This is a genomic window from Bordetella tumulicola (assembly GCF_965138755.1).
GTDB classification, from domain to species: domain Bacteria; phylum Pseudomonadota; class Gammaproteobacteria; order Burkholderiales; family Burkholderiaceae_B; genus Bordetella_A; species Bordetella_A tumulicola.
This window is the reverse complement of record NZ_CBCSFP010000012.1, coordinates 118,521-143,389: the sequence shown is the minus strand read 5'-3', so window position 1 is coordinate 143,389 and position 24,869 is coordinate 118,521. Positions and strand designations below refer to the sequence as shown.

The 24,869-nt window shown below is 60.2% G+C and carries 23 protein-coding genes; 9 read left to right on the top strand and 14 right to left on the bottom strand.

Features of this window, described 5'->3' with window-relative positions; all coding sequences use genetic code 11:
* Positions 1 to 3: 3 nt before the first annotated feature.
* Positions 4 to 921 (bottom strand): glycosyltransferase family 2 protein, encoded by a 918-nt coding sequence (locus ACNAZS_RS22810; protein WP_415792812.1) that lies wholly within the window; start codon positions 919 to 921, stop codon positions 4 to 6.
* Between the two features lie 134 nt (positions 922 to 1,055).
* Between ACNAZS_RS22810 and ACNAZS_RS22805 the strand changes: the two genes are divergently transcribed.
* The gene (locus tag ACNAZS_RS22805; RefSeq protein ID WP_415792811.1) at positions 1,056 to 2,282 is read left to right on the top strand and encodes an RNA-guided endonuclease TnpB family protein; all 1,227 of its coding nucleotides are present in this window, start codon (positions 1,056 to 1,058) and stop codon (positions 2,280 to 2,282) included.
* Positions 2,283 to 2,307: 25 nt separating this feature from the next.
* Here ACNAZS_RS22805 and galU read toward each other — a convergent pair whose 3' ends face one another.
* The 6 genes from galU to rfbB form a co-directional block, all read right to left on the bottom strand.
* A complete protein-coding gene (galU, locus tag ACNAZS_RS22800) occupies positions 2,308 to 3,144 on the bottom strand; it encodes a UTP--glucose-1-phosphate uridylyltransferase GalU (protein ID WP_415792810.1) in 837 nt (278 codons plus the stop codon).
* 201 nt (positions 3,145 to 3,345) lie between these two features.
* Complete coding sequence (locus ACNAZS_RS22795; protein WP_415792809.1) at positions 3,346 to 5,340, bottom strand: capsular polysaccharide biosynthesis protein; 1,995 nt, start codon at positions 5,338 to 5,340, stop codon at positions 3,346 to 3,348.
* Positions 5,341 to 5,352: 12 nt separating this feature from the next.
* Positions 5,353 to 5,901, bottom strand: coding sequence for a dTDP-4-dehydrorhamnose 3,5-epimerase (gene rfbC, locus ACNAZS_RS22790; protein ID WP_415792808.1), 549 nt, complete (start codon positions 5,899 to 5,901; stop codon positions 5,353 to 5,355).
* A 3-nt stretch (positions 5,902 to 5,904) separates the two neighbouring features.
* Positions 5,905 to 6,783: a glucose-1-phosphate thymidylyltransferase RfbA gene (gene rfbA / locus ACNAZS_RS22785; protein ID WP_415792807.1), complete on the bottom strand. Its 879-nt coding sequence runs from the start codon at positions 6,781 to 6,783 to the stop codon at positions 5,905 to 5,907.
* Positions 6,784 to 6,809: 26 nt separating this feature from the next.
* Positions 6,810 to 7,718: a dTDP-4-dehydrorhamnose reductase gene (rfbD, locus tag ACNAZS_RS22780; protein WP_415792806.1), complete on the bottom strand. Its 909-nt coding sequence runs from the start codon at positions 7,716 to 7,718 to the stop codon at positions 6,810 to 6,812.
* Positions 7,715 to 8,791 carry a dTDP-glucose 4,6-dehydratase gene (gene rfbB / locus ACNAZS_RS22775; protein WP_415792805.1) on the bottom strand — a complete coding sequence of 359 codons (1,077 nt, stop codon included), beginning with the start codon at positions 8,789 to 8,791 and terminating at the stop codon, positions 7,715 to 7,717. Before rfbB ends, rfbD begins: the two co-directional genes overlap by 4 nt.
* 289 nt (positions 8,792 to 9,080) lie before the next feature.
* Here rfbB and ACNAZS_RS22770 point away from each other — a divergent pair, with 289 nt between their 5' ends.
* Entirely contained in the window at positions 9,081 to 10,001 is a 921-nt protein-coding gene (locus ACNAZS_RS22770) for a glycosyltransferase family protein (RefSeq protein ID WP_415792804.1), read from the top strand.
* A 4-nt stretch (positions 10,002 to 10,005) separates the two neighbouring features.
* On the opposite strand, the gene ACNAZS_RS22765 is transcribed toward ACNAZS_RS22770, so the two are convergent.
* The 6 genes from ACNAZS_RS22765 to ACNAZS_RS22740 all read right to left on the bottom strand — a co-directional run bounded on the left by ACNAZS_RS22765 (position 10,006) and on the right by ACNAZS_RS22740 (position 16,564).
* The gene (locus ACNAZS_RS22765) at positions 10,006 to 10,797 is read right to left on the bottom strand and encodes an SDR family NAD(P)-dependent oxidoreductase (RefSeq protein ID WP_415792803.1); all 792 of its coding nucleotides are present in this window, start codon (positions 10,795 to 10,797) and stop codon (positions 10,006 to 10,008) included.
* A gap of 156 nt (positions 10,798 to 10,953) precedes the next feature.
* Entirely contained in the window at positions 10,954 to 11,457 is a 504-nt protein-coding gene (locus tag ACNAZS_RS22760; protein ID WP_415792802.1) for a Dps family protein, read from the bottom strand.
* Between the two features lie 47 nt (positions 11,458 to 11,504).
* Positions 11,505 to 12,470 (bottom strand): LysR substrate-binding domain-containing protein, encoded by a 966-nt coding sequence (locus ACNAZS_RS22755; RefSeq protein ID WP_415792801.1) that lies wholly within the window; start codon positions 12,468 to 12,470, stop codon positions 11,505 to 11,507.
* A gap of 55 nt (positions 12,471 to 12,525) precedes the next feature.
* Positions 12,526 to 14,979, bottom strand: a complete 2,454-nt coding sequence (gene recG / locus ACNAZS_RS22750; protein WP_415792800.1) for an ATP-dependent DNA helicase RecG — start codon at positions 14,977 to 14,979, stop codon at positions 12,526 to 12,528.
* A gap of 44 nt (positions 14,980 to 15,023) precedes the next feature.
* Positions 15,024 to 15,413 carry a Rid family detoxifying hydrolase gene (locus ACNAZS_RS22745; RefSeq protein ID WP_415792799.1) on the bottom strand — a complete coding sequence of 130 codons (390 nt, stop codon included), beginning with the start codon at positions 15,411 to 15,413 and terminating at the stop codon, positions 15,024 to 15,026.
* A 254-nt stretch (positions 15,414 to 15,667) separates the two neighbouring features.
* The gene (locus ACNAZS_RS22740; protein WP_415792798.1) at positions 15,668 to 16,564 is read right to left on the bottom strand and encodes a LysR family transcriptional regulator; all 897 of its coding nucleotides are present in this window, start codon (positions 16,562 to 16,564) and stop codon (positions 15,668 to 15,670) included.
* Between the two features lie 146 nt (positions 16,565 to 16,710).
* On the opposite strand from ACNAZS_RS22740, the gene ACNAZS_RS22735 reads away from it, so the two are divergent.
* The 5 genes from ACNAZS_RS22735 to ACNAZS_RS22715 all read left to right on the top strand — a co-directional run bounded on the left by ACNAZS_RS22735 (position 16,711) and on the right by ACNAZS_RS22715 (position 20,894).
* Positions 16,711 to 18,063: an acyclic terpene utilization AtuA family protein gene (locus ACNAZS_RS22735; protein ID WP_415792797.1), complete on the top strand. Its 1,353-nt coding sequence runs from the start codon at positions 16,711 to 16,713 to the stop codon at positions 18,061 to 18,063.
* 47 nt (positions 18,064 to 18,110) lie between these two features.
* Positions 18,111 to 18,515: an AtuA-related protein gene (locus ACNAZS_RS22730; protein WP_415792852.1), complete on the top strand. Its 405-nt coding sequence runs from the start codon at positions 18,111 to 18,113 to the stop codon at positions 18,513 to 18,515.
* A 47-nt stretch (positions 18,516 to 18,562) separates the two neighbouring features.
* Positions 18,563 to 19,525: a Bug family tripartite tricarboxylate transporter substrate binding protein gene (locus ACNAZS_RS22725; protein WP_415792795.1), complete on the top strand. Its 963-nt coding sequence runs from the start codon at positions 18,563 to 18,565 to the stop codon at positions 19,523 to 19,525.
* 148 nt (positions 19,526 to 19,673) lie between these two features.
* Positions 19,674 to 20,270: an NAD(P)H-dependent oxidoreductase gene (locus tag ACNAZS_RS22720; RefSeq protein WP_415792794.1), complete on the top strand. Its 597-nt coding sequence runs from the start codon at positions 19,674 to 19,676 to the stop codon at positions 20,268 to 20,270.
* A gap of 21 nt (positions 20,271 to 20,291) precedes the next feature.
* A complete protein-coding gene (locus tag ACNAZS_RS22715) occupies positions 20,292 to 20,894 on the top strand; it encodes a TetR/AcrR family transcriptional regulator (RefSeq protein WP_415792793.1) in 603 nt (200 codons plus the stop codon).
* A 40-nt stretch (positions 20,895 to 20,934) separates the two neighbouring features.
* On the opposite strand, the gene ACNAZS_RS22710 is transcribed toward ACNAZS_RS22715, so the two are convergent.
* Positions 20,935 to 21,711 carry a ferredoxin--NADP reductase gene (locus ACNAZS_RS22710; protein WP_415792792.1) on the bottom strand — a complete coding sequence of 259 codons (777 nt, stop codon included), beginning with the start codon at positions 21,709 to 21,711 and terminating at the stop codon, positions 20,935 to 20,937.
* 289 nt (positions 21,712 to 22,000) lie between these two features.
* On the opposite strand from ACNAZS_RS22710, the gene ACNAZS_RS22705 reads away from it, so the two are divergent.
* The gene (locus ACNAZS_RS22705) at positions 22,001 to 23,041 is read left to right on the top strand and encodes a Fe(3+) ABC transporter substrate-binding protein (protein WP_415792791.1); all 1,041 of its coding nucleotides are present in this window, start codon (positions 22,001 to 22,003) and stop codon (positions 23,039 to 23,041) included.
* Positions 23,042 to 23,198: 157 nt separating this feature from the next.
* Positions 23,199 to 24,869 carry an ABC transporter permease gene (locus tag ACNAZS_RS22700; protein ID WP_415792789.1) on the top strand — a complete coding sequence of 557 codons (1,671 nt, stop codon included), beginning with the start codon at positions 23,199 to 23,201 and terminating at the stop codon, positions 24,867 to 24,869.

Below are 24,869 nucleotides of genomic sequence, written 5' to 3'. Positions count from 1 at the left end.
CGATTAGCCCCGTTGCAAGCCTGATTTCAGGCTATGCAACCACTGCCGCCAGGGCGATCCTGGCGCTCGTGCTTCCAGTTCAGGGGCGATCAGGGCCTCTAAACGAGCTACTTCGGCTTTAACTGCGGGTACAAAAGTCAACATATCGTCGCACTGTTCGTTGTTTTTATCGTGCAACTCAAAGTATTTGCGATGCTTGATGCGCCCGGCTTTGGTCGCACTGCCCTTGGGGCTTTTGCGCAGCACAAATTCTTCGAATGATTTCACGACATAATGATTAATACGCATGTTCGACCAGATCACGGCTTTGCTCAAGCTGTCTTGCCGGCCATCACGAAAAATCAGATCAGTTCCCGTTGCGTCTACGTAACGCCCCTGGGTCAGCACGGCATGGTGCGGCGTCGCCCAGTGATCCACGCTGGTGGGCCTGACCACGGCCTTGTAATGCTGATTAACGGAAAACTTGATCAGCGATCGGCGTAAAAATCGCTCAATCACCAAGCCGTCTTCCCAAAAACGCTCGCCGCCGGAGCCAAAGCACGCCCAGTTCAGCGCGACCCCGCCCACGTCCGGATCCGAGAACAGCTCGGTCAGTTTCGGGACAACCGAGTTCGCACCATCCATCGGCGTGATGAACTCATCGGCATCGATGAATGCGATGGCGTCGATGTCGTCCGGGCACTCGCGCGAGAGCAAATTGTAGGCACCCAACTGCGGGCGGACGTCCGGTTCGTCCGGATAGTCCACCAGCGTAATGGGCTCGTGTCGCTGCAAGATCGACAGGATCTGACGGGTCAGGTCTGTACTATCGTTGTCGGCAATCAGAAAATGACTGAATCCGACGATCTTGTGGAACGCCAGCCATTCCAATACATAGGCGTCTTCGTTCTTGAAGATCGCACCCACTGCAAACTTCATCATTTGCTCCGAGAAACCTCGGCATTCATGCCGGGGAGGAAAGGAGCGCGGCCGTCAGGTTGTAGGATTGGTCTGACTTGACCCAATGACTGGATAAATATCCAGTCATTGGGTTTGGTTTGGATAGTCTTTGGCCCATGCAAACCAAACGTGCCTACCGATTCCGGTTCTATCCCACGCCCGAGCAAGCGATCACGCTGGCTCGCACGTTTGGGTGCGTACGCGTGGTCTATAACCACATGCTTAGTCTTCGTTCGACGGCTTGGGCCCAGCGGCAAGAACGTCTGGGGTATCACGCGACCTCGGCTGCGCTGACGGCGCTGAAAAAGACGCCAGACCACATCTGGTTGAACGAGGTCAGTAGTGTTCCGTTGCAACAAGCGCTGCGCCATTTGCAAACGGCGTTTGTTAATTTCTTCGCGAAACGCTCCGGATACGCGCGATTCAAACGGAAAGACGGCCCGCAATCGGCCGAATACACCGCCAGTGCCTTTCGCTGGGATGGCCGGTCGCTCAAATTGGCGAAGATGCGCGAGGCGCTCCCGATTCGTTGGTCCCGTCAGATTCCCAAGGCGGCCAAGGTCACCACAGTCACCGTCAGCAAAGACCCCGCAGGACGATACTTCGTCAGCCTGCTGTGCGATGACGTCGTGGCGCAGCAGGCGCCCGTCTCGGACTGCGTCGGCATTGATCTGGGGTTGTCTCATTTTGCGACATTCTCAACAGGAGAAAAAATCAATGCGCTGCAGGTCTTTCGTAAGCATGAAGCCAAGTTGGCCAAGCTGCAACGCCATCTGGCCAGGAAACAACGCGGCTCGGCTCGCCGTGCCAAGGCGAGGCTAAAAGTCGCCAAGCTGCATGCCAAGATCACAGACACCCGCAGAGATTTCCTGCACCAGCTTTCTGCCCGGTTGATCCACGAAAACCAAGTGATTGCCGTGGAAAGCTTGTCTGTATCAAATATGCAGAAAAACCGCCGTCTTGCTAAATCCATCGGTGATGCCGGGTGGGCGGAGTTCGTGAGACAGCTTGAGTACAAAGCGCGTTGGGTTGGGCGTGAGTTTGTGCGCGTGGATCGCTGGTATCCCTCCAGCAAGCGTTGCCACACTTGTGGGTACGTATTACCTAAGCTGCCGCTGAGTATGCGACGGTGGTCCTGTCCAGCATGCGGCACAGACCACGATCGCGACATCAACGCAGCGCATAACGTATTAGCCGCCGGGCTGGCGGTGTTAGCCCATGGAGAAACGGTAAGACCTGAGTGCATGAGTGTTGATGCGCAACGGCTCGGTTCTGTGAAGTGGGAATCCCTTTCCTTCAGGGAAGGGAGCAGTCAAAGGATGTTGGATCAAAATGACCGCTAGAGCTCGTTATCAGATGCCGCGGCGCTTATTCGGTAAAGCCGTGGTACTTCTTGCCCAACGCCAGCGTGGCGGAGAAGAAGCCCTGCTTGTTACCGCAGTCGTAGCGCGTACCCTCATATTGATAACCGAACACCGCACGATCGCGCAGCATGGCGGCGATACCGTCGGTCAGCTGGATTTCTCCGCCGGCGCCGGGGGTGGTTTGGCGCAGATATTCAAAAATCTCCGGCTCTAGCACATAGCGCCCCACTACGGCCTGGGTGGACGGCGCCAGCGCGGGTTCGGGTTTTTCGACCATGGAGGTCAGACGCCACGTTTCGTCGTCCAACTGCGTGCCGGCGATAATGCCGTACTTGTTGGTTTCGTGACGCTCGACGTTCTGGATACCCAAGACGCTGCCCTCGCACGAGTGAGCGACCTGTACCAGTTGGCGGGTGACGGGGATGTCGGCGTCGATCAGGTCATCGGCCAGTAGGACGGCGAACGGCTCGTTGCCGACGACGGGAGCGGCGCACAGCACGGCGTGGCCCAGGCCTAGCGGGGCCGATTGGCGGATATAGACGCAGTTGACGTGCGCGGGCAGGATGCTGCGTATGGCTTGCAACTGCTGCAGTTTGTTTTTGGCTTCCAGTTCGGCCTCGAGCTCGGGCATCGTGTCGAAATGGTCTTCGATCGAGCGCTTGTTGCGGCCCGTGACGAAGATAAGCTCGGTAATTCCTGCGGCGACGGCCTCTTCAGCGGCGTATTGAATAAGAGGCTTGTCCACGACGGGCAGCATCTCTTTGGGCATCGCTTTGGTGGCGGGCAAAAAACGGGTGCCCAGGCCCGCTACAGGAAATACGGCTTTACGGATTGGTTTCATAGCTACCTACGAGAAAACGCGAGTATGAAGGAAGGCCACTGGCAAGTCTGCAAACAAAAGCAAACTGCGCTACAAGAATATTAGCCGGGCATTTTGAAGAACTAATGTCATGCGGACTGCAACGATACATCACTGATGTAACATAAATCTACAGTAAAGTGACAAATACACATCAAAGCGCGGGTTCGGCAATATTGTGTCTCATTTCTCACGAAATAATTTGGCGATACCGTGTCGCCAACGGCTGCTCTGTCGAGGCATTTCACGCCAGGTGATCAGTTCTTGTAACACCCTCTCGGGGGTGGTGAACCGATGGGTGACCCGACTGACGTAGGTCGGATACAACATCAGAGTCCCGGCGACCAGTTCGTCGAGCGTGAGGGTGCGGCTGCGCCGGCGCCGGACATCGGGGGTGAGCCCCCTGTCGTCAGTCAACCCCCAGCCGGCGTAAAACGGCTGGCCGTAGGTCACGACGGGTTTGTGGCGCAGCAGGGCCTCGAAACCGGCCAGGGAGGTCAGGACATGGACCTCGTCGACGAGGGGCAGGATCTGCTCTAACGAGGTGTCGCCGATGATTTCATCGCAGTCGGCCAGTGCCTCGCCCTCGCCTTCGCCGGATGAGCGCAGCCCGGCCAGGACGTCGGGATGCGGTTTGTACAGGACGTATTCGTCGGGATAGGCCCGGCGCACGGCACGCAGCAGGTCGATATTGCGCCGGATGGTGCTGGCGCCGTAGCGAATCGAGGCGTCGGTTTCGACCTGGCCAACGACGAGCAAGACCCGCTGGGCCTCGGCGGGACGCGTCCAGGCGACCTGCCCCGTCAGGTTGTATTTAGTGATGCCGGCGTCGCAGATGGTCTGTCGTAACGCGGCGGCACGGGCCAGCACGGCGGGCGGAAAATCGGTGTGCGCGAGCAGGTGTTCGAGCCGGGATGGCCGAGTGGCGTCGTAATAAATACCTAGGTCGTCTTGTACCCAGGAGACGGGCCGAATCAGGTCGGCGCCCAGGCCGACGGAGCGCAGAAAGCCGTCTTCGACACGGATGACGGGCTTGTCCGATGGACGGTGCTGTAGGGCGGCGTCTTTCTTGCGGCCCCAGCTGGCGACGGTGTCGTCCTGGCTGGCGCGTTTGGCGAACCAGGCAAAATGCACGCGGCTGCCGTCGAAGAATTCCCGTACGTAGCCGTGTTTCCACCCAGAGAAACCCACGGCGGTGATGCGTTCGGGAAAGCGCTGGCGCATCCGGCGCTGCAGGGCGAGCCAGGCCAGGACGGTTTCGACTTCGCAGCGCTGGCCGGTCTCGGGATCGGCGTAGCGGCAATAGCCGATCAGGGCGGCGTGGACGAGTTGCTGCAGCGGCACTGGCTGGCGTCGCGCGGGCGCGGGCAAGTCGTCCTGCGTCAGGCCCCAGCCAGCGTAGAACGGCATGCCGAAGGTGCGGACGGGTTTGCCCCACAGCAGGGCCTCGAAACCCAACTGCGAGGTCACGGTGTAAACGGCATGGGCATCGGCCAGCAGGCCGGCGGGATGCATGTCCTGGTCCAGCAGGACGACGCGGGGGGTGGCGCGAACCTGATCGACGTTGAAGTAGCCGCGCTTGCGGCCCGAGACGACGTCGGGATGGATTTTGAGGGCGATGGTGCGATCGGGATGCTCGTCGAGTGCGGCGGCGAGCATGCGGGTAAAGGCGTCGGGCCCGGCGGCGCCGGCGGTGACCGAGGCGTCGCCGTACGTCTGGTCGACGACCAGGATATAACCGGCGGGCAGGTCGGGATGGGCGTCGCGGGTGTGGTTGTATTTGGAGACCCGCCCTTCTCGCCACGCGGTGATCAGGGCGTGGGTCCGCTGCTGTTGGGCGGTGTCTAGCGGTTGTCGGACCAGGGTCTCGAGTCGTGCGGGGTGATTGGCATCCAGATAGAGCCCCTGGTCGTCATAGACGATGGATAAGGGGGCATCCATGTAACCGAGGCCGACGGAGCGAAGAAAGCCATCCTCGATGTGACGAACGCCCAGTCCATGGCGCTCGGCATATCGCTGGGCACGCAGTGCGCTGGGGCGCTGGCCCCAGGCAACAACGCTGTCACCCGGCTGGGGCTGGGCGGATTGACGCACGAGCTCATGATCATCCAGCAAGGCGGCCAGGGTCGCGATTTTCCGTACACCGGCAGAGCAGATGATTAACCTGGGCAGCGTCATGGGCGACGACGATCAGTCAAACAGATCGGCCCGGGCAAAGGGGCCGGCCTGAAGGTCTTTTTCGGACAGGATCAGCTCTGGGGTCGTGGGCCAGTCGATGTTCAGCTGGGGGTCGTTCCAGATGATGGAGCGCTCGAGGCTCTTGTCCCAATAGTCGGTGGTTTTGTAGAGCACGTCTGCCGTCTCGGACAAGGCAACGAAGCCGTGGGCGAAACCCTCGGGGATCCAGAGTTGGCGACGGTTTTGTTCGGACAGGATTTCACCTACCCACAGCCCGAAGGTATCCGAGCCGCGACGCAGATCGACGGCCACATCGTAGATTTCGCCCGCGAGGACGCGCACGAGTTTGCCCTGGGCGCGCGGGGCCAACTGGTAATGCAGGCCGCGCACGACGCCGCGCGCGGAGCGCGAGTGGTTGTCCTGGACGAAAGCCACGGACCGCCCGAGGGCCTCGTCGACGCATTGCTGGTTGAAGCTTTCGTAGAAGAATCCCCGTGCGTCTTCGAACACTTGCGGCTCGAACAGGCGTACGTCGGGAATCGCGGTAGCGGTGGATTTCATCGGTCAGATTTCGGTGACGATATTCATCAAGTACTGACCATAACCATTTTTGCGTAAAGGTTCAGCGAGTCGAACCAATTGCTCGGCGTTGATATAACCCAGGCGATAGGCGATTTCTTCGGGACACGCGACCTTCAGGCCCTGACGGGCCTCGATGGTGGCGATGAACTGGCTGGCCTCGAGCATGGATTGGTGCGTGCCGGTGTCCAGCCACGCATAGCCGCGCCCCATCATGACGACGTCCAGCGCATTTTGCGCGAGGTAGGCACGATTGAGATCGGTGATTTCCAGCTCGCCCCGGATCGAGGGCTTGATGGTCTTGGCGATGTCGACGGCCTGGTGGTCGTAGAAGTAAAGCCCGGTGATGGCGTAGTGGGAACGCGGACGCAAGGGCTTTTCTTCGAGGCTGAGGGCCTTGCCTTGCTTGTCGAACTCGACGACGCCATAACGCTGCGGGTCGTGTACGTGATAGGCAAAGATGGTGGCCCCGGCTTGCTGTTCGGCCGTCTGGTGCAGCAGTTTGGAAAAGTCGTGACCGTAGAAGATGTTGTCACCCAACACCAGCGCGGACGGTGCGCCGTCGAGGAAGGCGTCGCCGATCAAGAAGGCCTGGGCCAGCCCTTCGGGATTGGGCTGGATGGCGTATTGCAGATTCAGGCCCCATTGGCTGCCGTTGCCCAGCAGTAGCTGAAACCGCGGCATGTCCTGGGGCGTGGAGATAACCAGGATATCCTGAATACCCGCCAGCATAAGCACACTGAGCGGGTAATAGATCATGGGCTTGTCATAGACAGGCAGCAGCTGTTTAGACACAGCCAGTGTAGCGGGGTAAAGCCGGGTGCCTGAGCCACCGGCCAAGATAATGCCCTTACGCCTCGTCATTCAGGTGTTTCCCTTGCGTTTTGTTATTACCGCGCTAACCGCGCAACCGTTTGCTGAACGCCATCTTCCCACGTTGCCAGCGACAACCCAAATGTTGTCCGCAGTTTTGCGGTGTCCAGGCGGGAATTGGCGGGCCGACGGGCTGGCAATGGATAGGCGGCGGTAGGAATCGGCAGGACAGTCTCCGGTGTCGCTTTTAGTGTTATTCCAGCGTCGCCGGCCAGTCGAACCAGCAGACGAGCGTACTCGTACCAGGATGTGTAGCCTGATGCGGCCAGATGATAGCAGCCATACGGGAAACCCGACGGTGGTGTTTCACCTAGTTGATTGTGCTGCTGATAGCGTATGAGCAACTGTGCCGTGATGTCAGCAATTAAGGCGGCGCTGGTCGGCGCCCCGACCTGATCGGCCACGATGTTTAATTCGTCGCGCTGTTGTGCAGCGCGCAATATCGTCTTGATGAAATTGCCGCCGTGTTCGCTGTGGACCCAGCTGGTGCGCAGGATCAGGTGCCGGGATAAATGACGCGCGATGCCCTGCTCGCCCGCGAGTTTGCTGCGGCCATAGCTGGATTGCGGTGCAACAGGGTCGGACTCGAGGTACGCGCCGGCCTTGTCGCCGCTAAAGACATAGTCGGTGGAATAGTGCACGAGCAGCGCGCCGGATGCCTGGGCCTCTTGGGCCAGGATCTCGGGGGCAACACCATTGATCTGCATGGCTAGATCGGGCTCTTGCTCGGCCCGATCCACCGCGGTGTAGGCGGCGGCGTTGATGATGATGTCGGGCTGCTCGGCGTCCAGCGTGGCCTTGATGGCGTCAGGCAGCGCCAGGTCGCAACGCTGGCGGTCGACGGCGATGATCTCGCCCATCCCGGCCAGACGATGTTGCAACGCATGGCCGACCTGGCCATTTTTTCCTGCGATCAGTATTTTCACGCAGCGTCCCCTGCGGATCCGTATTGCCGCGCGACCCACTGCCGGTAGTCCCCGCTGACGACGCCCTGCACCCAGTCGGCGTGATCGAGGTACCACCGTACGGTCTGCCGCAACCCTGAGTCAAAGGTCTCGGCGGGCGACCAGCCTAATTCCCGCGCGATCTTGGCCGCGTCGATGGCATAGCGCCGGTCGTGGCCCGGGCGATCCTGGACGTGCGTGATCTGCCGCGCATAAGACTGGCTGTCCGCGCGCGGATGCATATCGTCGAGCAAGGCGCAAATTGCATGGACGACTTGCAGGTTGGTGCGCTCGCTATTGCCGCCGACGTTATAGGTCTGCCCCACCCGGCCGTCTTGCAGGACACGGCGCAGTGCATGGCAGTGGTCTTTGACGTAGAGCCAATCGCGCACTTGCTGACCATCGCCATAGACGGGCAGGTCCTTGCCCGCGAGTGCGTTCAGGATCGTCAGCGGGATGAGTTTTTCCGGGAAATGATAGGGACCGTAGTTGTTGGAACAGTTGGTCGTCAGTACCGGCAGGTCGTAGGTGTGATGCCAGGCCCGGATCAAATGATCGGACGCGGCTTTTGAGGCGGAATAAGGGCTGTTGGGCTGATACGGATGGGATTCCGCAAACGGCGCATCGGATGGGGACAACGAACCATAGACCTCGTCGGTGGAGACGTGCAGAAAGCGGAACTGCTCACGCGGCGAACCACTGAGCGTGCCATAAAACGCCCGCACGGCCTCGAGCAGCGTGAATACGCCGACGACGTTGGTCTGAATAAAAGGCGCCGGTCCGTCAATGGAACGATCGACATGGGATTCCGCTGCGAAGTTCACCACGGCCCGGGGACTGTGCTCGACCAAGAGGCGATCAATACAAGCGCGGTCGGCAATATCGCCCTGCACAAAGACATGCCGGGGATCATCCCGCAGTGACGCCAGGGTCTGGCGGTTGCCTGCGTAGGTCAGTTTATCCAGATTGATAATGGCCTCGTCCGACTGGGCAAGCCAATCCAGGACAAAATTGCCACCAATAAACCCGGCACCGCCCGTTACGAGTATTGTCATCTTTCAATCAGCTATCACATAGTCAGGCAAAAGCTTGGGTGCCGTACCGCAAATGAACATTCCCCGACATTTCGGCGGGTAATGTACCATTCAACACACCAGTATAAATCTTTGCACCCAGGGAATGATGGCGCCGCTGTCTCGCATACTTCACCGTTTCAAGCCTTCGAGTCGCGGCCAAGCTATTTGGCCGCAGAATACGGTAAGTCGTTGGCTGGTTCTGCAACAAAATAACAATCCGTCTACCGATTATTACATCCGCTCTCGTCTGGAAGAAACGGGGCTCCCCGTGTCATATAAGGATCTGGATCAAGATACGCCGCATTTTGGCGATCTGGCGCCCGGGACGGGCGTAGTGATCGTGCGTTATTTGAATGCGCGATGGGTCGCCGCCCTGCGTACGCACCGTAGCCAACTGAGCTATGTGGCGTATTTTATGGATGATGATTTGCTGCATCCCAAACACTGGGCGGGATTACCACGTAGTTATATCAAGAAACTGCAAAAATATTGCGGTGCATTTATTCCGGATATTCGCGCGTTGGCGTCGGCGTATTGGTTTTCGACGCAGACACTGCAAGACCGCTATCAGTTCAAGGTGATGCAGGTCATACCGCCCCGGCCGCTGCCGTTGGGCGTGGATAATACGCCGCTGCCCTTGCGCCCGTTGGATGTGCAAAGTCCCGTCCAGATGTTTTATCACGGCTCGGCAACCCATCAGGCCGAGCTCGACTGGCTGCACCCGATCGTCGAAAGACTGCTGTATCAGTGCCCGGATCTACATTTTGAAGTGATCGGCAATCACGCGGTCAATCTGCAATTTCGCGATCTGCCCCGGACGCGGGTTTTACATCCGATGTCGTGGCATAGCTATATCAGCCATTGCCAAACGATTAATGGCCATATTGGTTTGGCCCCATTGCTGCCCTCGTCTTTTAATGAAGGTCGATCGCACAGCAAGATTTACGACATTACGCGTTGCGGGGCGATCGGAGTTTATTCGACGCCCAGTGCCTATACCAATGCGATCGTGCACGGCGAAGACGGCTTGCTACTGAAAAACGAGCCCGATTTGTGGGTGCAGACGATTGCGGAGCTGGTGGAAAATCGCGCGCGGCTAAATGCATTGCGCACAGCCGCGCATGCGCGGCATTCGACGCCTGTCATCGAGACGCCGACGCTCATGCAGACGTTGTTGACGGCGGCGTAGTCGCCTACTCGTAGCCCAGCCATTTCAGGATCTTGCCCGATACCGCAGGGTGCAGGACGGACAGCAAGAAACATCCCAGGTTCAGCGGAAACGGAAAGCTGATGCGCGCGCGATTGCGGGCCAGGCCCTGCCGGATGACGCGAGCGGCTTTGTCCGCGGGCCACAAAAAAGGTTTGGGGCCAGGCATGTCAAAGCACATTTGCGATTCGACGTAGCCGGGCATGATGACGTTGACCTTGATGCCCTGCCCCGCCAGCAGATCGCGCATGGCTTCGCCATAGACTTTGACGGCGGATTTGCTGGCACTGTAGCTGGGGGTTTCGGGCAGGCCGCGCCAGGCGGCCAGGGAACTGACCAGCGCGATTTGTCCGCCGCGCCGCGCCTGCATGGCAGGCAGGCTGGCATGCAAGGTGGCCATCGCGGCTTTGATGTTGACGTCGAACAGACGATGCATGTCGTCCCAGGTTTCACCCTGCTGCTGGGGGCCGATGTTGATATTGACGCCGGCGTTGGCAACGACGAGATCGGGGGCTTCGGTGTCACCCATCTCGGCCAGCCATTGCCGCAGGGCGTCGTGATCGCGGACATCCAGCTCGTGCAGGACGACACGGACGCCGAGCGTGCCACAGGCCTGGGCGAGCTCGTCCAGACGCGCGCGGTTGCGGCCCTGCAAGATTAGCGTCTGCGTGCCGGCCCGAGCATATTCCATGGCCAGCGCACCGCCGATGCCCCCTGTCGCGCCGGTAATCAGGACGCACGCGGGAACGTTGGCGGACGGGGTAGCGGAAGGAGTCATTCGGGTGTCGGCAGAGATGAATACGACGCCGGCCTCGCCAGGGGTCGTTTAAAGACCCCAAGGGGAAGCCGGCGGGGCTGGCGGACGGTGGACAATGGGTGTAGACCCAGGCCTGTGTCGCGCCAGGCAATGCAATGCATGCGTGGGCAGGTCTGCTTATTCGAGCAGGCTGCGCAGCATCCAGGCGTTCTTTTCGTGGATGTCCATGCGTTGGGTCAACAAGTCGGCCGTGGGCTGATCGTTAGCGTCGTCGGCAATGCTGAACGCGGCACGGGCGGTCTTGGAGACGGCCTCGTTGCCTTTGACGAGCAGACGCACCATTTCCAGGGCGTCCGGTACGTTTTGCGGCTCGGAGATCGACGAGAGCTTGGCGAACTCGCGATAGGTGCCGGGGGCGTGAACGCCCAGTGCACGAATACGCTCGGCGATGTCGTCCAGCGCGTTCCATTCCTCGGTGTACTGCGTCATGAACATCAGATGCAGGGTATTGAACAGCGGGCCGGTGACGTTCCAGTGGAAATTGTGCGTCATCAGGTACAGGGTGTACGAGTCTGCCAACACCTTGGACAGCTCGGCGCTGATCGCGCCACGGTCTTTGTCGGAGATGCCAATATTGATACGAGTACCGGCGGTGTTATCTGCCTTGGACGACTTTGCCATATAGCGCTCCTGGTAGGTGAAAGAGATGTATCTAGGATACCACCAGATTAGACGGTATCGAGTGACTTGGAGATGACTGCAGGCTCGTGATCGAGCATGGTGACGTTGGCCAACTCGCAGGCGTAAACGGCCTCGGCCAGGGCCTCGATGGCGGCCAGGCGCGGGAAGCTGCGACGCCAGGCGAGCACGACGCGGCGTTCGGGAGGACGGCCTTCAAAGGGCAAGTAGCGCAGCAGGGATTTGGCCGGTGGGTTTTCCGGGATGGCGGTGACGGGCAGGACGGTGATGCCGATCCCGGCGGCGACCATGTGGCGGATGGTCTCTAGCGAAGACCCTTCGAAGGTACGTTGGATGCCATCGCTCGCCGCGGAAAAGCGCGAGAGCTCGGGACAGACTTCGAGGACTTGATCCCGAAAGCAATGCCCCGACCCCAGCAGCAACATGGTTTGCTGTTTCAGGTCTTCGGAACTGACGCTCTCGCGATTGACCCATTCGTGATCGCGGGGCACGGCCACGATGAAGGATTCGTCGTAGAGAGGCTGCGTCACCAGGCCCGCTTCGGGCAGAGGCAAAGCCATGATCGCACAGTCGATTTCGCCCTGGCGCAGCAGTTCGACCAGACGCAGGGTGAAGTTTTCCTGCAGCAAGAGCGGCATCTGCGGGGTGCGCGCGATCTGCGTGGGAACGAGCTTGGGCAGCAGATACGGGCCGATAGTGTGGATCACCCCGACGCGTAGCGGGCCGGCCAGCGGGTCGTGGCCCTGGCGCGCGATTTCCTTGATGCTGGCGCTCTCTTCGAGGACCTTTTGGGCCTGGGTCACGATGCGCTGGCCGATGGCCGTCACACCCACCTCTGCGCCACCGCGTTCAAACAACGTGACACCGAGTTCGTCTTCCAGCTTGCGAATGGCAACGGACAAGGTCGGCTGGCTGACAAAGCAGGCCTCGGCCGCGCGGCCGAAATGCCGTTCGCGCGCGACGGCAACGATGTATTTGAGTTCGGTCAGAGTCATAGTGAATCGTACCTGCGGTGGGCCGACTTATTAGGGCGGCGGCTAAAAGGGATCTTCATGAACGCAGAAAATCTTCGCGGCCACGCATCCAACGCGTGAGGTGGGCATCAACGGCACCCGGATGCTCGGCGCGCAACCACGTGGCGGCGTCGCGCGCTTGTTCGGCAATACCAACATCACTGTCGAGATCGGCAAATCGCAGCAGCGCCATACCGGATTGGCGCGTGCCGAGAAATTCGCCGGGCCCGCGCTGCTCGAGATCGCGACGCGCGATCTCGAAACCGTCGGACGTTTCAAACATGGCGCGCAATCGCTGACGCGCGATTTGCGACAAGGGCGTTTGATACAGCAATACGCAAACGGATTCGGTGCTGCCCCGCCCTACTCGGCCGCGCAATTGGTGCAGTTGGGCGAGACCAAAACGCTCGGCGTGCTCGATCACCATGAGCGAGGCCTTGGGCACGTCGACACCAACCTCGATCACGGTGGTGGCGACCAGCAGATCGATCTCGCCGTCCCGAAAGGACTGCATGACGGCGGCCTTGTCGGCCTGCGGAAGACGGCCATGCACAAGACCGATTCGCAGATCGGGTAAATCTACGCACATGGCCTCGTAGGTATCGACGGCGGTCTGCAATTGCAGTGCTTCGCTTTCTTCGACCAGAGGGCAGACCCAATAGGCTTGCTGACCTTCGCGCACGGCATTGGCAATGTGCGCGATGACTTCTTCGCGACGGTTGTCGGAGACGAGCTTCGTGACAACGGGCGTGCGACCCGGCGGGAGTTCGTCAATGACGGAGACATCGAGGTCCGCGAAAAACGTCATGGCCAGCGTACGCGGAATCGGCGTCGCGCTCATGTTGAGTTGATGCGGGATGGTTGGGGATGAAGGGCTGGGTGCGTTGGGTACACCGGCCACCTTGGTTGCACCGGCTGCCTCGGCTACGCTGGCTACCTTGGTTGCCTTGATTACGCCAGTTGCGTTGGCCGCGTTGGCTACCTTGGTGGCGTTGACGTCGTTCGGTGCGTCGAGGTCGCTCGGTACATTGGGGTCGTTAGCGTCGCTTAGTTTGCCCCCTATCGGCGTCTCGCCTTTGCGGGTCAGGGCCAGGCGTTGGCCGACGCCGAAGCGATGTTGTTCGTCGACGATGGAAAGGCCCAGGCGTTGAAATTCGACGTGATCTTGAATGAGGGCCTGAGTGCCAACCAGCAACTGTATCGTGCCGTCGGCCGCACCCGCGGCGGCGGCACGGCGTGCTTTCGCGGACTGACTGCCTGTCAGCCAAGCCACGTTCACGCCCAGGGGCTGCAGCCACGCGACCAATTTATGGAAATGCTGTTCAGCCAGGATTTCCGTAGGCGCCATCAATGCCACCTGCGCACCACAGGCGATGGCCTGCGCGGCAGCGACAGCGGCGACCACGGTTTTGCCACTGCCCACGTCGCCTTGCAAGAGACGATGCATGGGGTACGGTTGCGCAAGATCGGCGGAGATTTCGCGGACGACGCGCTGCTGGGCGGCGGTAAGCTTGAATGGCAGCGTTTGGTATAGGCGAGAGACCAGATCGCGAGGAATGGCGGAGGCGGTCGGGGCCTGTTTGGCAGCCGATTTACGTATGGTGATAGGCGCGGGAGTTTCCATCACTGGCGCAGCCGACAATACGCCGTCTGGCTGAGGCGGCAATGGCACCGCCCGGATCGTGCGACGGGCAGCGCGCGCGGCGGCCAGCGATAACTGCTGGGCCAGCAGTTCGTCAAACTTGATGCGATGCCAGGCGGGATGGCCGCGTTCGATCAGGTCTTGTTCAGAAACGCCTGGTGGTGGCGCGTGCAGGAACCGGATCGCGGGTTCGAACGACATCAGGTCGTAACGCGCCAGTGCGACAGGGGGCAACGTGTCGCTCAGGTCGGCCTCGTTTAGCGCCTGGGCGATGGCCTTGCGCAGGGACGGCTGAGACAGCCCGTCGGTGCTGGGATAAACGGGGGTCAACGCCTCGGGCAGCGCCGCATCGGCGCTGGTCATGCGAGGGTGAACCATCTCGCGGCCAAACAGGCCGCCCCTGACCTCGCCGCGCGCTCGCAAACGGCGCCCAGGGGTGAGCTGTTTTTGTTGACTAGGATAGAAATTCAGCCAGCGCAGTTGCAGCTCACCCGTGTCGTCGGCGATGACGGCGGTGAGCTGACGGCGGGGCCGAAACAGGACTTCGCTGCGCAGGATCTCGCCCTCGACCTGGGCAGGCGCGCCGGGGCGCAACGCGCCGATGGGCACGATGCGCGTCTCGTCTTCGTAGCGCAGCGGTAAATGCAGAATACAGTCGCCGGGCGTTGCCAATCCCAGACTGTGCAGCTTGCGCTGCACGTCTGTCAGTCCGGTGCCTGCTTTAGGACCTGCTGTAGGGCCTGCATTCGGGCCTGCATTGGGGCCTGGTTTGGCACCCCGCTTGGCGCTGGGTTTAGCGCCGGGCGAGGCATTGGCACGAGGACGGGCGGCGGCGGTGGCCGACGACATAGGCAATCAATCAGGACGCTTGACTCAAGCGTACGTCCAATGCGTTAGGGCAGAACCAGGATGGCTTCGACCTCGAACTGCGCTTCCTTGGGCAGGCTGGCCACACCGATGGTGGAGCGCGCCGGAAACGGTTGCGGGATCAATTCGGCCATGATGGCGTTGGCGGCGGTGAACTTGTTCAGGTCGGTCAGGAACAGGGTCAGTTTGACGATGTCGCTCAATGTACCGCCCGCCTCTTCGATGACCGCGGTCATATTGGTAAAGGCCTGACGAACCTGGGCTTCGAAGTTTTCCGACACGAGCTCGCCGGAGCTGGGCTCCAGGCCGATCTGGCCCGAGAGAAATACGGTCTTGCTGCCCGTGGCAGAGACTGCTTGCGAGTAAGGGCCGACCGCTGCCGGGGCCGCATCGGTATGGATGATTTGCTTGCTCATGGGCCGTATCCTTGAAGAAAAATCAATCTTGATAGACTGGACTATTAGAGTTTATCTGGCTATAGGTATTTGCGAAAGGTTGGCTGTGTTGAGGGTAAGAAAAAATGCCCCCACGCGGCACCTTCGGCTTGCTGCCCTCCAGGGGGCTTTTGCCTTGGGGCGGCCCAGCGGCAAAAAAAAGATGCAGTTGCATCTTTTTTGGGTAAATCAGACCGAAATTTCACGTAATAGATGCGATCGCTTCTATTACCGGACTATGCCTCGCCAATCTGTCCGCGATGTTCCTTTAGCAGGTCATACAGGGTTTGGGCGGCGGTGGACAGGGTGCGGCCCTGGCGGCGGACGAGGTATAGCGGACGGGTGAGCGCCTTGCCCGCCAGGGGTTTGATGACAAGGTCGCCGCGACGAAAGTGAAACAGAGTCATGGCGGGAACGATGGTGATACCCAGACCCGCGGACACCAGGCCAGTGACGGTGGCGAGGTGCTCGACTTCGAGTAAGGGTTGGGCGGGGATCGCGCCCATGGCATCGTCCAGATGGCGCCGCACGCTGCTGCCGCGGGCGAGCTGGATCATGGGCCAGCGTCCCAGGTCGCGCAGCCGTATCCGGTCGCGTGTAGCCAGGGGATGATCTTTGCGACACACCAGGAAAAACCGGTCCGCGTGCAGGAACTCGCTGTCCAGGTCCGACATGTCGGCACGCTGCGCGGCGACCGCGAAATCCGCCGCGCCGCTTTGCACCAGGTCTAGACAGGGATCCAGCAAGGCATCGCGCAGTTGCAGCGTGATGCCGGGATAGTCCTGGTGAAACTGTGCCAATAGGCCCGGCAACCAACCGGCCGCCAATGATGGCAATGCCGCGACGGTAACGTGCCCGCGCCGACGGGCGGCGTGGTCGCGCAGGTCTTCGACGACCAGATCAAACTCCCCTAGCAAGCGGCGCGCGGAGGCATCCAGCACCCTGCCCTCGGCGGTGAGCTCGACATTGCGCGTGTTACGGTCGAACAGGCGCACGCCGGCGGACTCCTCTAGCGCGCGAATCAATGCGCTGAAGGCGGGCTGCGTCAGGTGACAGCGCTGGGCGGCACGAGTGAAGTGTTTTTCGTCGGCCAGGGCCACGAATGCACGGAGTTGGCGGCTAGATAGATTCATAGAAACTTTGGATGAATCAATCTTATATTTCTATTTCACTTATGAAGCAAGCGTACTTATAGTGGGGACTATGACAAGTACACGCGGGTGGAATATGTCGGTCAATGGCCTGTCCCCGCCGTGGATTCAGTAAAGAGACAAACACAATGGCTTCCCCCTTTTTGATCGGCTGCGCCACGGGTTTTTCTGGCGACCGCACGGATGGCGCGCTGCCGGTCGTGCAGGCGTTGGCCGCACGTGGCGGCGGGACATTGATTTTCGAAACGCTGGCCGAGCGGACGTTGGCCCTGGCCCAACTGGCGCGCAACGCCGATCCGGAAAGTGGCTATGAGCCGCTGCTGCGGGAGTTGCTCGCGCCGGTGTTGGCGGATTGTTTGCGGCACGATATCCGGATCGTGAGCAATTTTGGCGCGGCCAATCCGCCGGCTGCCGCGCGGGCGATTGCGGCATTGGCGCGAGAACAGGGGTTGCCCGCTCCGCGTATTGCCGTGGTGCATGGCGATGCGTTGACGACGCCGGAGCAACGTGCGTTATTGCGCGAACGAATCGGCGCGACGTTTGACGAGATGGACGTCGTCAGTGCCACGGTCTATCTGGGGGCGAACGAGATTGCCGAGGCGTTGCGCGCCGGCGCACAGATCGTGGTGGCCGGACGCGTGGCGGACCCCTCATTAACGGTTGGCCCTGCCTTGGCGCATTACGGTTGGGCACTAGACGATTGGCAGCGACTGGGCCGCGCCACAATGGCCGGGCATATGCTCGAATGCGGCCTGCAGGTCACGGGGGGCTATTTCTGCGTGCCGGGCCTCAAAGAAGTCCCCGATGTGCATGTGGCCGGCTACCCCATTGCCGAGATCGATGCGGATGGCGGGTTTGTGATTACCAAACCGGATGGGACGGGCGGCGCGGTCGATGCGCGCACGGTCAAAGAACAACTGTTATACGAAGTACACGATCCCGCGCGCTATTTGACACCAGACGTGGTGGCGGATTTAAGCCAGGCAACAGTGCGGGTACTGGGACCGGATCGCGTAGCCGTGACGGGCATCACCGGACACGCGCGGCCTGACGAATTAAAGGTCAATGTGTGCCATCGCGGCGGCTGGTTGGCCGAGGCCGAGATTTCTTATGCAGGCGTACAGGCTGAGGCACGCGCCCGCCTGGCGGCGGATATCGTGCAACGGCGCCTGGGCTCGGCGCTAAAGGTACGCACGGATCTGATCGGGGTGACGAGTATTCTGGGTGACGATCGCGGCAACCTGCTGCATACGAAATCCGCCGGCCACGCCCGCGACGTACGTCTGCGGCTAGCCGCGGAACACGCCGACGCCGACATCGCACAACAGCTGCTGCGCGAGGTCACGGCGCTCTATTGCTGTGGGCCCGCCGGCGGCGGCGGGGTACGTACGTCGCTGCGCTCGCGTTTGAATATGGTGTCGTGCACGATCCCGCGCGATGCGGTGAAAAGCGGCTGGAGTTTGATGGAGGCCGCGCAATGACGACCATGAATTCGGCATCGGAAGCAACTGCGTCCTCATCCACGACGATGCACGCGCCCTCACCCACTGTCTCTGTCCCGCTCTATCGCCTGGCGCACAGTCGCTCGGGCGACAAGGGGGATATTTCCAATCTCAGCTTGATTGCGTGGGATCCCGAGTGTTACGCGGTGATGGTCGGCCAAGTCACCGAAGCGCGCGTCGCGCAATGGTTCAGCTATCGTCACCCCACGCGCGTGACACGATATGTGATTCCGAGTTTGGAGGCGATGAATTTTGTGCTGGAGGGCGTCCTCGATGGCGGCGTGAATGATGCGCTGAATCTGGATACCCACGGCAAGAGTTTGTCGTTTCACTTGCTGGATCTGCAGGTGGATGTCAGCGCGGAATTGGCGGCGCGTTTGCCGGATGTTCCAGGTGATATTTTCGCCTCACCCTTGGGATGCATCACGTAGTTGCGTAGTACCTATTTTCATTTTCTATAACAACACAGGAGACTCAAATGCGCTTGACCCCTTTACGTTTGCTTGCCGCCCTATGCACCGCATTGCCGTTAACGGTGGCGGCACAAGATTTTCCGAATAAGCCGATTACGTTTATTGTTCCGTTCGCCGCAGGCAGCGCGACGGATCAACTTGGCCGCGCGATCGGCCAGGGCGTGGCCGAGCAAATCAATCAATCCGTCGTCATTGAGAACAAGCCCGGCGCCAGCGCCATGATCGGCGCTCAGGCCGGCGCGCGTGCCGCACCGGATGGCTACACCGTATTGATCACGACCAATACGACGCACGCTGCAAACGAGCACTTGTACAAAAGCTTGTCCTACGATCCCGTAAAGGACTTTTCGCCGATCACGCTGTTGGGCAAAGGCGGCCAGATCATGGTGGTCAATCCAAAATCGTCGGCCAAAACCGTATCGGAATTTCTGGCGCTCGCAAAAGAATCGCCGGGTAAGCTGAGCTTTGGCAGCGGCAGCTCCAGCAGCCGCATCGCGGGTGAACTGCTGCAGCAAATGGCAAACGTCAAACTGCTGCACGTGCCCTACAAGAGCAACCCGCTCGGCATCACCGACCTGCTCGGCGGGCAAATCGATACGATGATCACCGACACTGCCACCGGCTTGCCGCAAGTCTCGGCCGGCAAGCTACGCGCACTGGGCTTTACCGGCAGCGAGCGCTCTCCCCTGGCCCCCGACGTGCCCACCATCGCCGAAGCTGGCGTGCCGGGTTACGAAATGGGTTATTGGTTCGCCGCGTATGTGCCTGCCGGCACGCCCGACGACGTCGTCGCCAAACTGCACGATCTGTTGGTCAACGCCACCGAACGCAAAGCGGCCAAGCAGTTCTATCAAACCACTGGTACAGCCCCGGCCACATCGACACCCAAAGAACTAGCCGAATTCCAGAGTGCCGAATCGAAGAAATGGGGCGACATTATTAAAAAGGCCGGGATTACGGCGGAGTAAATGCTTGGAGCCGGTGGCCTCGAAAATGAAGCCGCCGGCGGTGGGGCGGCGTGCCGTGAACAGTGAATTCGTGATTGGAAAACAATAACCTACTAAAGGTAGGCTACGATAAGTAGGTTATCAATCCAATCCGAGAGTCACACCGATCATGCACGCACTCATCGTTACTAGTCACCCCGATTCGGCGTCCCTCACCCACGCCGTCGCTGCCCAGGTGGCACAAGGGATCAGCGAATCCAACACACAGCATTCATTCGAAATCGCGGATCTTGCTGCGGAAGGTTTCGATCCCAGGTTTACACCGACCGATGTAGCCCTGCAACTCAAGAAAGCCGAGCCATTACCCGATGTCGCAGCCGAACATACCCGACTCGACCGTGCGGACGCGCTGGTGCTGGTCTATCCTATTTACTGGTGGTCATTTCCCGGCTTGTTAAAAGGATGGATCGACCGGGTATTTACCAATGGCTGGGCCTACGATGAAAACCCGGATGGTAAGGTGATGAAAAAGCTGCAGCACCTCCAGGTGCATCTGATCGCCATTGGCGGTGCTGATATGCGAACCTATGCCCGACACGGCTACTTTGGTGCAATGAAAACACAGATCGATCACGGGATCTTCGGTTACTGCGGCGCACGCGTGGCGACATCCGAATTGCTGCTTGCCTCCGATTCCGGATTCCCGGCGTCCCATCTCGATGCGGCCTATGCGATAGGCGGCAAGATTTTTGCGTCGGCGCAGTAACGCAATGCAGGAAAACGAATATTGATAGCCCCTAGCTCTGGTACGCCGCCGCGACGCCGTCTGCCGCGACAGGAAAGAACGCGACAGCTTCTGGATGTCGCCTGGAAGCTCATTGGTGGTGAGGGCACAGATGCGCTGACACTAGGCCAGCTTGCCAAGGCAGCGGGTGTCGCCAAGCCTGTCGTGTATGACCATTTCGGCACACGCAATGGGCTGTTGGCCGCACTGTATCAGGACTTCGATGTGCGGCAGACCGCGATCATCGACGCCGCCATCGCCGCTAGCAAGCCGACGTTAAAGGACAAGGCGCGCGTCATCACATCCTGCTATGTCGAATGCGTGCTTACGCAAGGCCGCGAGATCCCCGGCGTACTTGCCGCGCTGAACGGATCACCGGAACTCACCGCGATAAAAAGGCAGTATCAACACGCTTTCATCGAGAAATGCCAGACCATTCTGGCGCCGTTCTCCGGGCCTCAAGGCGTTTCAACCGCGAGCTTGTGGGCCATGCTCGGCGCGGCCGATGCATTATCGAATGCCGCCGCCGCTGGCGAAATTACCGAAGAACAAGCTCGAGACGAACTACTGCAGACCATCTTGGCCATGGTCAAACGCAGCAACTAGGCCTATCGGCCTATCAAGCGAGAATCCACGTTTCCGCGGATTATTTCTCTACGAACGCCCGTTCGACGACATAATCGCCCGGCTCGCCGACGCCCGGCGATACCTGGAAACCGCGGGCATCCAGCATGCCGCTGATGTCGGCCAGCATATGGGGGCTGCCGCAGAGCATGGCACGGTCGGTTTCGGGGTTGATTTGCGGCAGGCCGACGTCTTGGCAGAGTTTGCCGTTTTCGATCAGGTGGGTGATACGGCCCTGATTACGGAACGGCTCGCGCGTGACGGTGGGATAGTAGACGAGCTTGCTGCGAACGATATCGCCAAAAAACTCATTATTGGGGAGTTCTTTTTCGATGAAGTCGGCATAGGCCAGCTCGCTGGCCCAGCGCACGCCGTGCACGAGCACGATTTTTTCGAATTTCTCGTAGACGTCGGGGTCTTTGATGATGCTCATGAATGGCGCCAGGCCGGTACCGGTACCGAACAGGAACAGGTTTTTGCCGGGCTTGAGGTCATCGACGATCAGGGTACCGACGGGCTTGCGGCTGACGAGGATGGTGTCACCCTCTTTCAGGTGCTGCAGGCGCGAGGTCAACGGGCCGTCCTGGACCTTGATGCTGAGGAATTCGAGGTTTTCTTCGTAGTTGGCGCTGGCGATGCTATAGGCGCGTACCAGGGGCTTGCCCTCGACCTCGAGGCCGATCATGACAAAGTGGCCGTTGTGGAATCGCAGGGCCGCGTCGCGCGTGGTGGTAAAGGAAAAAAGCGAATCGTTCCAGTGGCGCACGCTAAGTACGCGTTCAGTATTAAAAGCTGCCATGTCGTTGAGTCAGTGCAACGCACCAGGTGCGCCAGGTAAAGTGCCGCGCTGTGCAAAAAAGTTCGCAATAGGCCGGCGCGGGGCTCAGGGTTTTCCCGATTTTACCCTGTCTTCTTGATAGCTCATCTCATTAATCCGTAATGCCCTTATAACTTTCGGGTAGAACACGGGTTCGCCCCGGGTGGAGAAAACTGTCCTGACAGGTAGTTGAAGGGGTTGCGGCTTCCTGTTATTGTCGCACCCACTTACTTGATAATCGTTTTCGTTAACATTCCACCGGAGCACCCCTATGTCGACCCGACGCTTTTTCTTGTCCCCTCTGATCGGCGCCCTGGCGCTGGCCGGTGCGGTAGTCGCAGCGCCGACCTTGGCTGCGGAGGAAGTCAGCCTGTACACGACCCGCGAGCCCAAGCTGATCCAGCCGATGCTGGACGCGTTTACGAAGGAATCGGGGATCAAGGTCAATACCGTTTTTGTGAAAGATGGCCTGCTCGAGCGCGTAAAAGCCGAGGGTGCGCAGTCGCCGGCTGATGTGCTGATGACGGTGGATATCGGGAATCTGATCGACCTGGTTGATGGCGGCATTACGCAGGCGATCAAGTCCGAGACGCTGAATTCGGTCATTCCGCAGAATCTGCGCGGCGCCGATGGCAAGTGGTATGCCCTGTCGCTGCGCGATCGCGTGTTGTACGCGGCCAACGACATCAAGCTGGACAGCTTTCACTATGAGGACCTGGCCGATCCGAAATGGAAGGGCAAGGTCTGCATTCGCTCGGGCCAGCACCCGTACAACACCGGGCTGATCGCGGCGATGATCGCGCATGATGGCGCCGAGACGACGGAGAAATGGCTGACGGGCGTCAAGGCCAATCTGGGCCGCAAGGCGACCGGCGGTGATCGCGACGTGGCGCGCGACATTTTGGGCGGCATCTGCGATATCGGTATCGCCAATGCCTATTATGTGGGCCACATGAAAAACGCCGAACCCGGCACGGATGCTCGTAAATGGGGCGACGCGATCAAGGTCGTGCGCCCGACGTTCAAGAATGGCGGCACGGGTACGCACGTCAATATCAGTGGTGCGGCCGTGGCGGCCCATGCGCCTCACAAGGAAAACGCGGTCAAGTTGATGGAGTTCCTGGTGTCGGAGCCCGCCCAGACGCTGTACGCGCAGGCTAACTATGAATACCCGATCCGCAAGGGCGTGAAACTGGACCCGGTCGTGGCGAGCTTTGGTGAGCTGAAGATCGATTCTCTGCCCGTGGCGGAAATCGCGAAACACCGCAAGCAGGCGAGTGAATTGGTTGACAAGGTCGGCTTCGACAATTAAACCGCTGGGGTTGGCAAAACTCGACAAGCGCTGGCCATCAGCCTGATCTTGTCTGAGATGCGACAATTCCATACGCTGGCGCCGACCCCGTACGCGGCGCAGGCAGTAACCGGGTGTCAGGCGCCGCAAGGGACCTGACACCAACTTTTTTTGAAGCATGCAAGCAGATACATTACCCCGCCCCTGGCGACTGCGTAGCGCCGAGCGCGGCGCGGGCTGGCTGGCGGGCGCTTTCCTGATTGCGCTGGCTGTGCTGTTGCCGCTGGGCGCGCTGGCGTGGCGGGCGCTGGACGCTGATTTTTCTCATTGGTCGCACTTGGCGACGTACGTGTTGCCGCAGGCGCTGGCCAACACCGCGATCTTGCTGGCGGGTGTCGGTGTCCTGGTCACGATGTTGGGCACCGGGGCTGCCTGGCTGGTGACGGCGTATGATTTTCCCAGTCGCAAGATCCTGACGTGGGCGTTGTTGCTGCCACTGGCGGTGCCGACGTACATCATTGCGTTTGCCTATCTGGATTTGCTGCACCCTATCGGACCGATCCAGACGGCGATCCGCGCGCTGCTGGGCTATAGCAGCCCGCGCGAGTTTCGATTGCCGGACCTGCGCTCGATTTACGGCGCGATTTTTGTGCTGGGCTTTGTGTTGTACCCGTATGTGTACCTGAGCACGCGCGTCATGTTTATGACGCAGGCGGCGAGTTTGCTCGAGGCCGCGCGTACGCTGGGTGCGGGGCGCGTAGGGGTGTTTGTGCGGGTGGCGTTGCCGCTGGCGCGGCCCGCGATCGCGGTCGGCGCCAGCCTGGCCTTGCTGGAAACGCTGAACGATATCGGCGCCTCGGAGTTCCTGGGCGTGCAGACGCTGACAGTGTCGGTGTATACGACATGGGTGACCCGGTCTGATTTGGCCAGTGCCGCGCAGATCGCGCTGACGATGCTGGCGATTGTGGTGGCCTTGATTTTGCTGGAGCGCCACGGTCGCAAACGGCAACGCTTTGCGAATACGCAGCGGATGCGGCCGATGCAGGCGCGTCGTTTGCGTGGCGGTGCCGCGTTGTTAGCGGTGGTGTTGGGCTGGATTCCGGTGTTGCTGGGGTTTTTGGCGCCGGCGGGCTATCTCGTGGTCGAGACTTACAAGCGCCTGCATCTGGTGGGTGGGGTATCTGATCAGTTGATCAATGGCCTGAAGAACACGGTCACCGTGGCGTTCGCAGCCACGGTGGTGACGCTGGTCTGCGGGCTGATTGTGGCGTGGGCGGGTCGCACGTTACGTGAAAGCGCGCACGTTAATCCGGGACGCGCTTGCGCACGAATCGCGAGCCTGGGCTATGCGGTGCCGGGGACGGTGCTGGCGATTGGATTGCTGATGCCGTTTACCTGGATCGATCGGCAACTGGGTTCGGTGTTTGGGACACAAGGCTTGATCTTGATGGGATCGGTGGGCGCGCTGGTATGTGCCTATACGATGCGTTTTCTGGCGATCTCGGTAGGTGGTATCGAGGCGGGTCTGTCGCGCATTCCACCGTCGCTGGAGCAAGCGTCGCGGTTGTTGAATGAAAGCGCCGGCGGCACGCTGCGCCGCGTCCATCTGCCTCTGCTCAAGCCCGCGCTGGCGACAGCCGCGTTGCTAGTATTTGTGGATGCGATGAAGGAATTGCCCGCCACGCTGTTGTTGCGGCCGCTGAATTTTGAAACGCTGGCAACGTGGCTTTATGCCGAAGCCGCACGCGGCACCTACGAAGAAGGTGCGGTCGCAGCGTTGGCGATTGTGGTCGCGGGATTGTTGCCGGTGATTTTGCTGGCACGTACGAATTTGAAAATGGGACATTAA

What these genes read in the sequence shown, in the direction of transcription:
- rfbA (WP_415792807.1), bottom strand. Translation starts at nt 6,783, where the DNA reads ATGACGAGGCGTAAGGGCATTATCTTGGCCGGTGGCTCAGGCACCCGG.
- ACNAZS_RS22760 (WP_415792802.1), bottom strand. Translation starts at nt 11,457, where the DNA reads ATGGCAAAGTCGTCCAAGGCAGATAACACCGCCGGTACTCGTATCAAT.
- ACNAZS_RS22740 (WP_415792798.1), bottom strand. Translation starts at nt 16,564, where the DNA reads ATGAATCTATCTAGCCGCCAACTCCGTGCATTCGTGGCCCTGGCCGAC.
- galU (WP_415792810.1), bottom strand. Translation starts at nt 3,144, where the DNA reads ATGAAACCAATCCGTAAAGCCGTATTTCCTGTAGCGGGCCTGGGCACC.
- ACNAZS_RS22765 (WP_415792803.1), bottom strand. Translation starts at nt 10,797, where the DNA reads ATGACTCCTTCCGCTACCCCGTCCGCCAACGTTCCCGCGTGCGTCCTG.
- ACNAZS_RS22795 (WP_415792809.1), bottom strand. Translation starts at nt 5,340, where the DNA reads ATGACGCTGCCCAGGTTAATCATCTGCTCTGCCGGTGTACGGAAAATC.
- ACNAZS_RS22735 (WP_415792797.1), top strand. Translation starts at nt 16,711, where the DNA reads ATGGCTTCCCCCTTTTTGATCGGCTGCGCCACGGGTTTTTCTGGCGAC.
- ACNAZS_RS22700 (WP_415792789.1), top strand. Translation starts at nt 23,199, where the DNA reads ATGCAAGCAGATACATTACCCCGCCCCTGGCGACTGCGTAGCGCCGAG.
- ACNAZS_RS22810 (WP_415792812.1), bottom strand. Translation starts at nt 921, where the DNA reads ATGATGAAGTTTGCAGTGGGTGCGATCTTCAAGAACGAAGACGCCTAT.
- ACNAZS_RS22705 (WP_415792791.1), top strand. Translation starts at nt 22,001, where the DNA reads ATGTCGACCCGACGCTTTTTCTTGTCCCCTCTGATCGGCGCCCTGGCG.
- ACNAZS_RS22725 (WP_415792795.1), top strand. Translation starts at nt 18,563, where the DNA reads ATGCGCTTGACCCCTTTACGTTTGCTTGCCGCCCTATGCACCGCATTG.
- ACNAZS_RS22730 (WP_415792852.1), top strand. Translation starts at nt 18,111, where the DNA reads ATGCACGCGCCCTCACCCACTGTCTCTGTCCCGCTCTATCGCCTGGCG.
- ACNAZS_RS22745 (WP_415792799.1), bottom strand. Translation starts at nt 15,413, where the DNA reads ATGAGCAAGCAAATCATCCATACCGATGCGGCCCCGGCAGCGGTCGGC.
- ACNAZS_RS22720 (WP_415792794.1), top strand. Translation starts at nt 19,674, where the DNA reads ATGCACGCACTCATCGTTACTAGTCACCCCGATTCGGCGTCCCTCACC.
- ACNAZS_RS22755 (WP_415792801.1), bottom strand. Translation starts at nt 12,470, where the DNA reads ATGACTCTGACCGAACTCAAATACATCGTTGCCGTCGCGCGCGAACGG.
- recG (WP_415792800.1), bottom strand. Translation starts at nt 14,979, where the DNA reads ATGTCGTCGGCCACCGCCGCCGCCCGTCCTCGTGCCAATGCCTCGCCC.
- rfbB (WP_415792805.1), bottom strand. Translation starts at nt 8,791, where the DNA reads ATGACAATACTCGTAACGGGCGGTGCCGGGTTTATTGGTGGCAATTTT.
- rfbC (WP_415792808.1), bottom strand. Translation starts at nt 5,901, where the DNA reads ATGAAATCCACCGCTACCGCGATTCCCGACGTACGCCTGTTCGAGCCG.
- ACNAZS_RS22805 (WP_415792811.1), top strand. Translation starts at nt 1,056, where the DNA reads ATGCAAACCAAACGTGCCTACCGATTCCGGTTCTATCCCACGCCCGAG.
- ACNAZS_RS22710 (WP_415792792.1), bottom strand. Translation starts at nt 21,711, where the DNA reads ATGGCAGCTTTTAATACTGAACGCGTACTTAGCGTGCGCCACTGGAAC.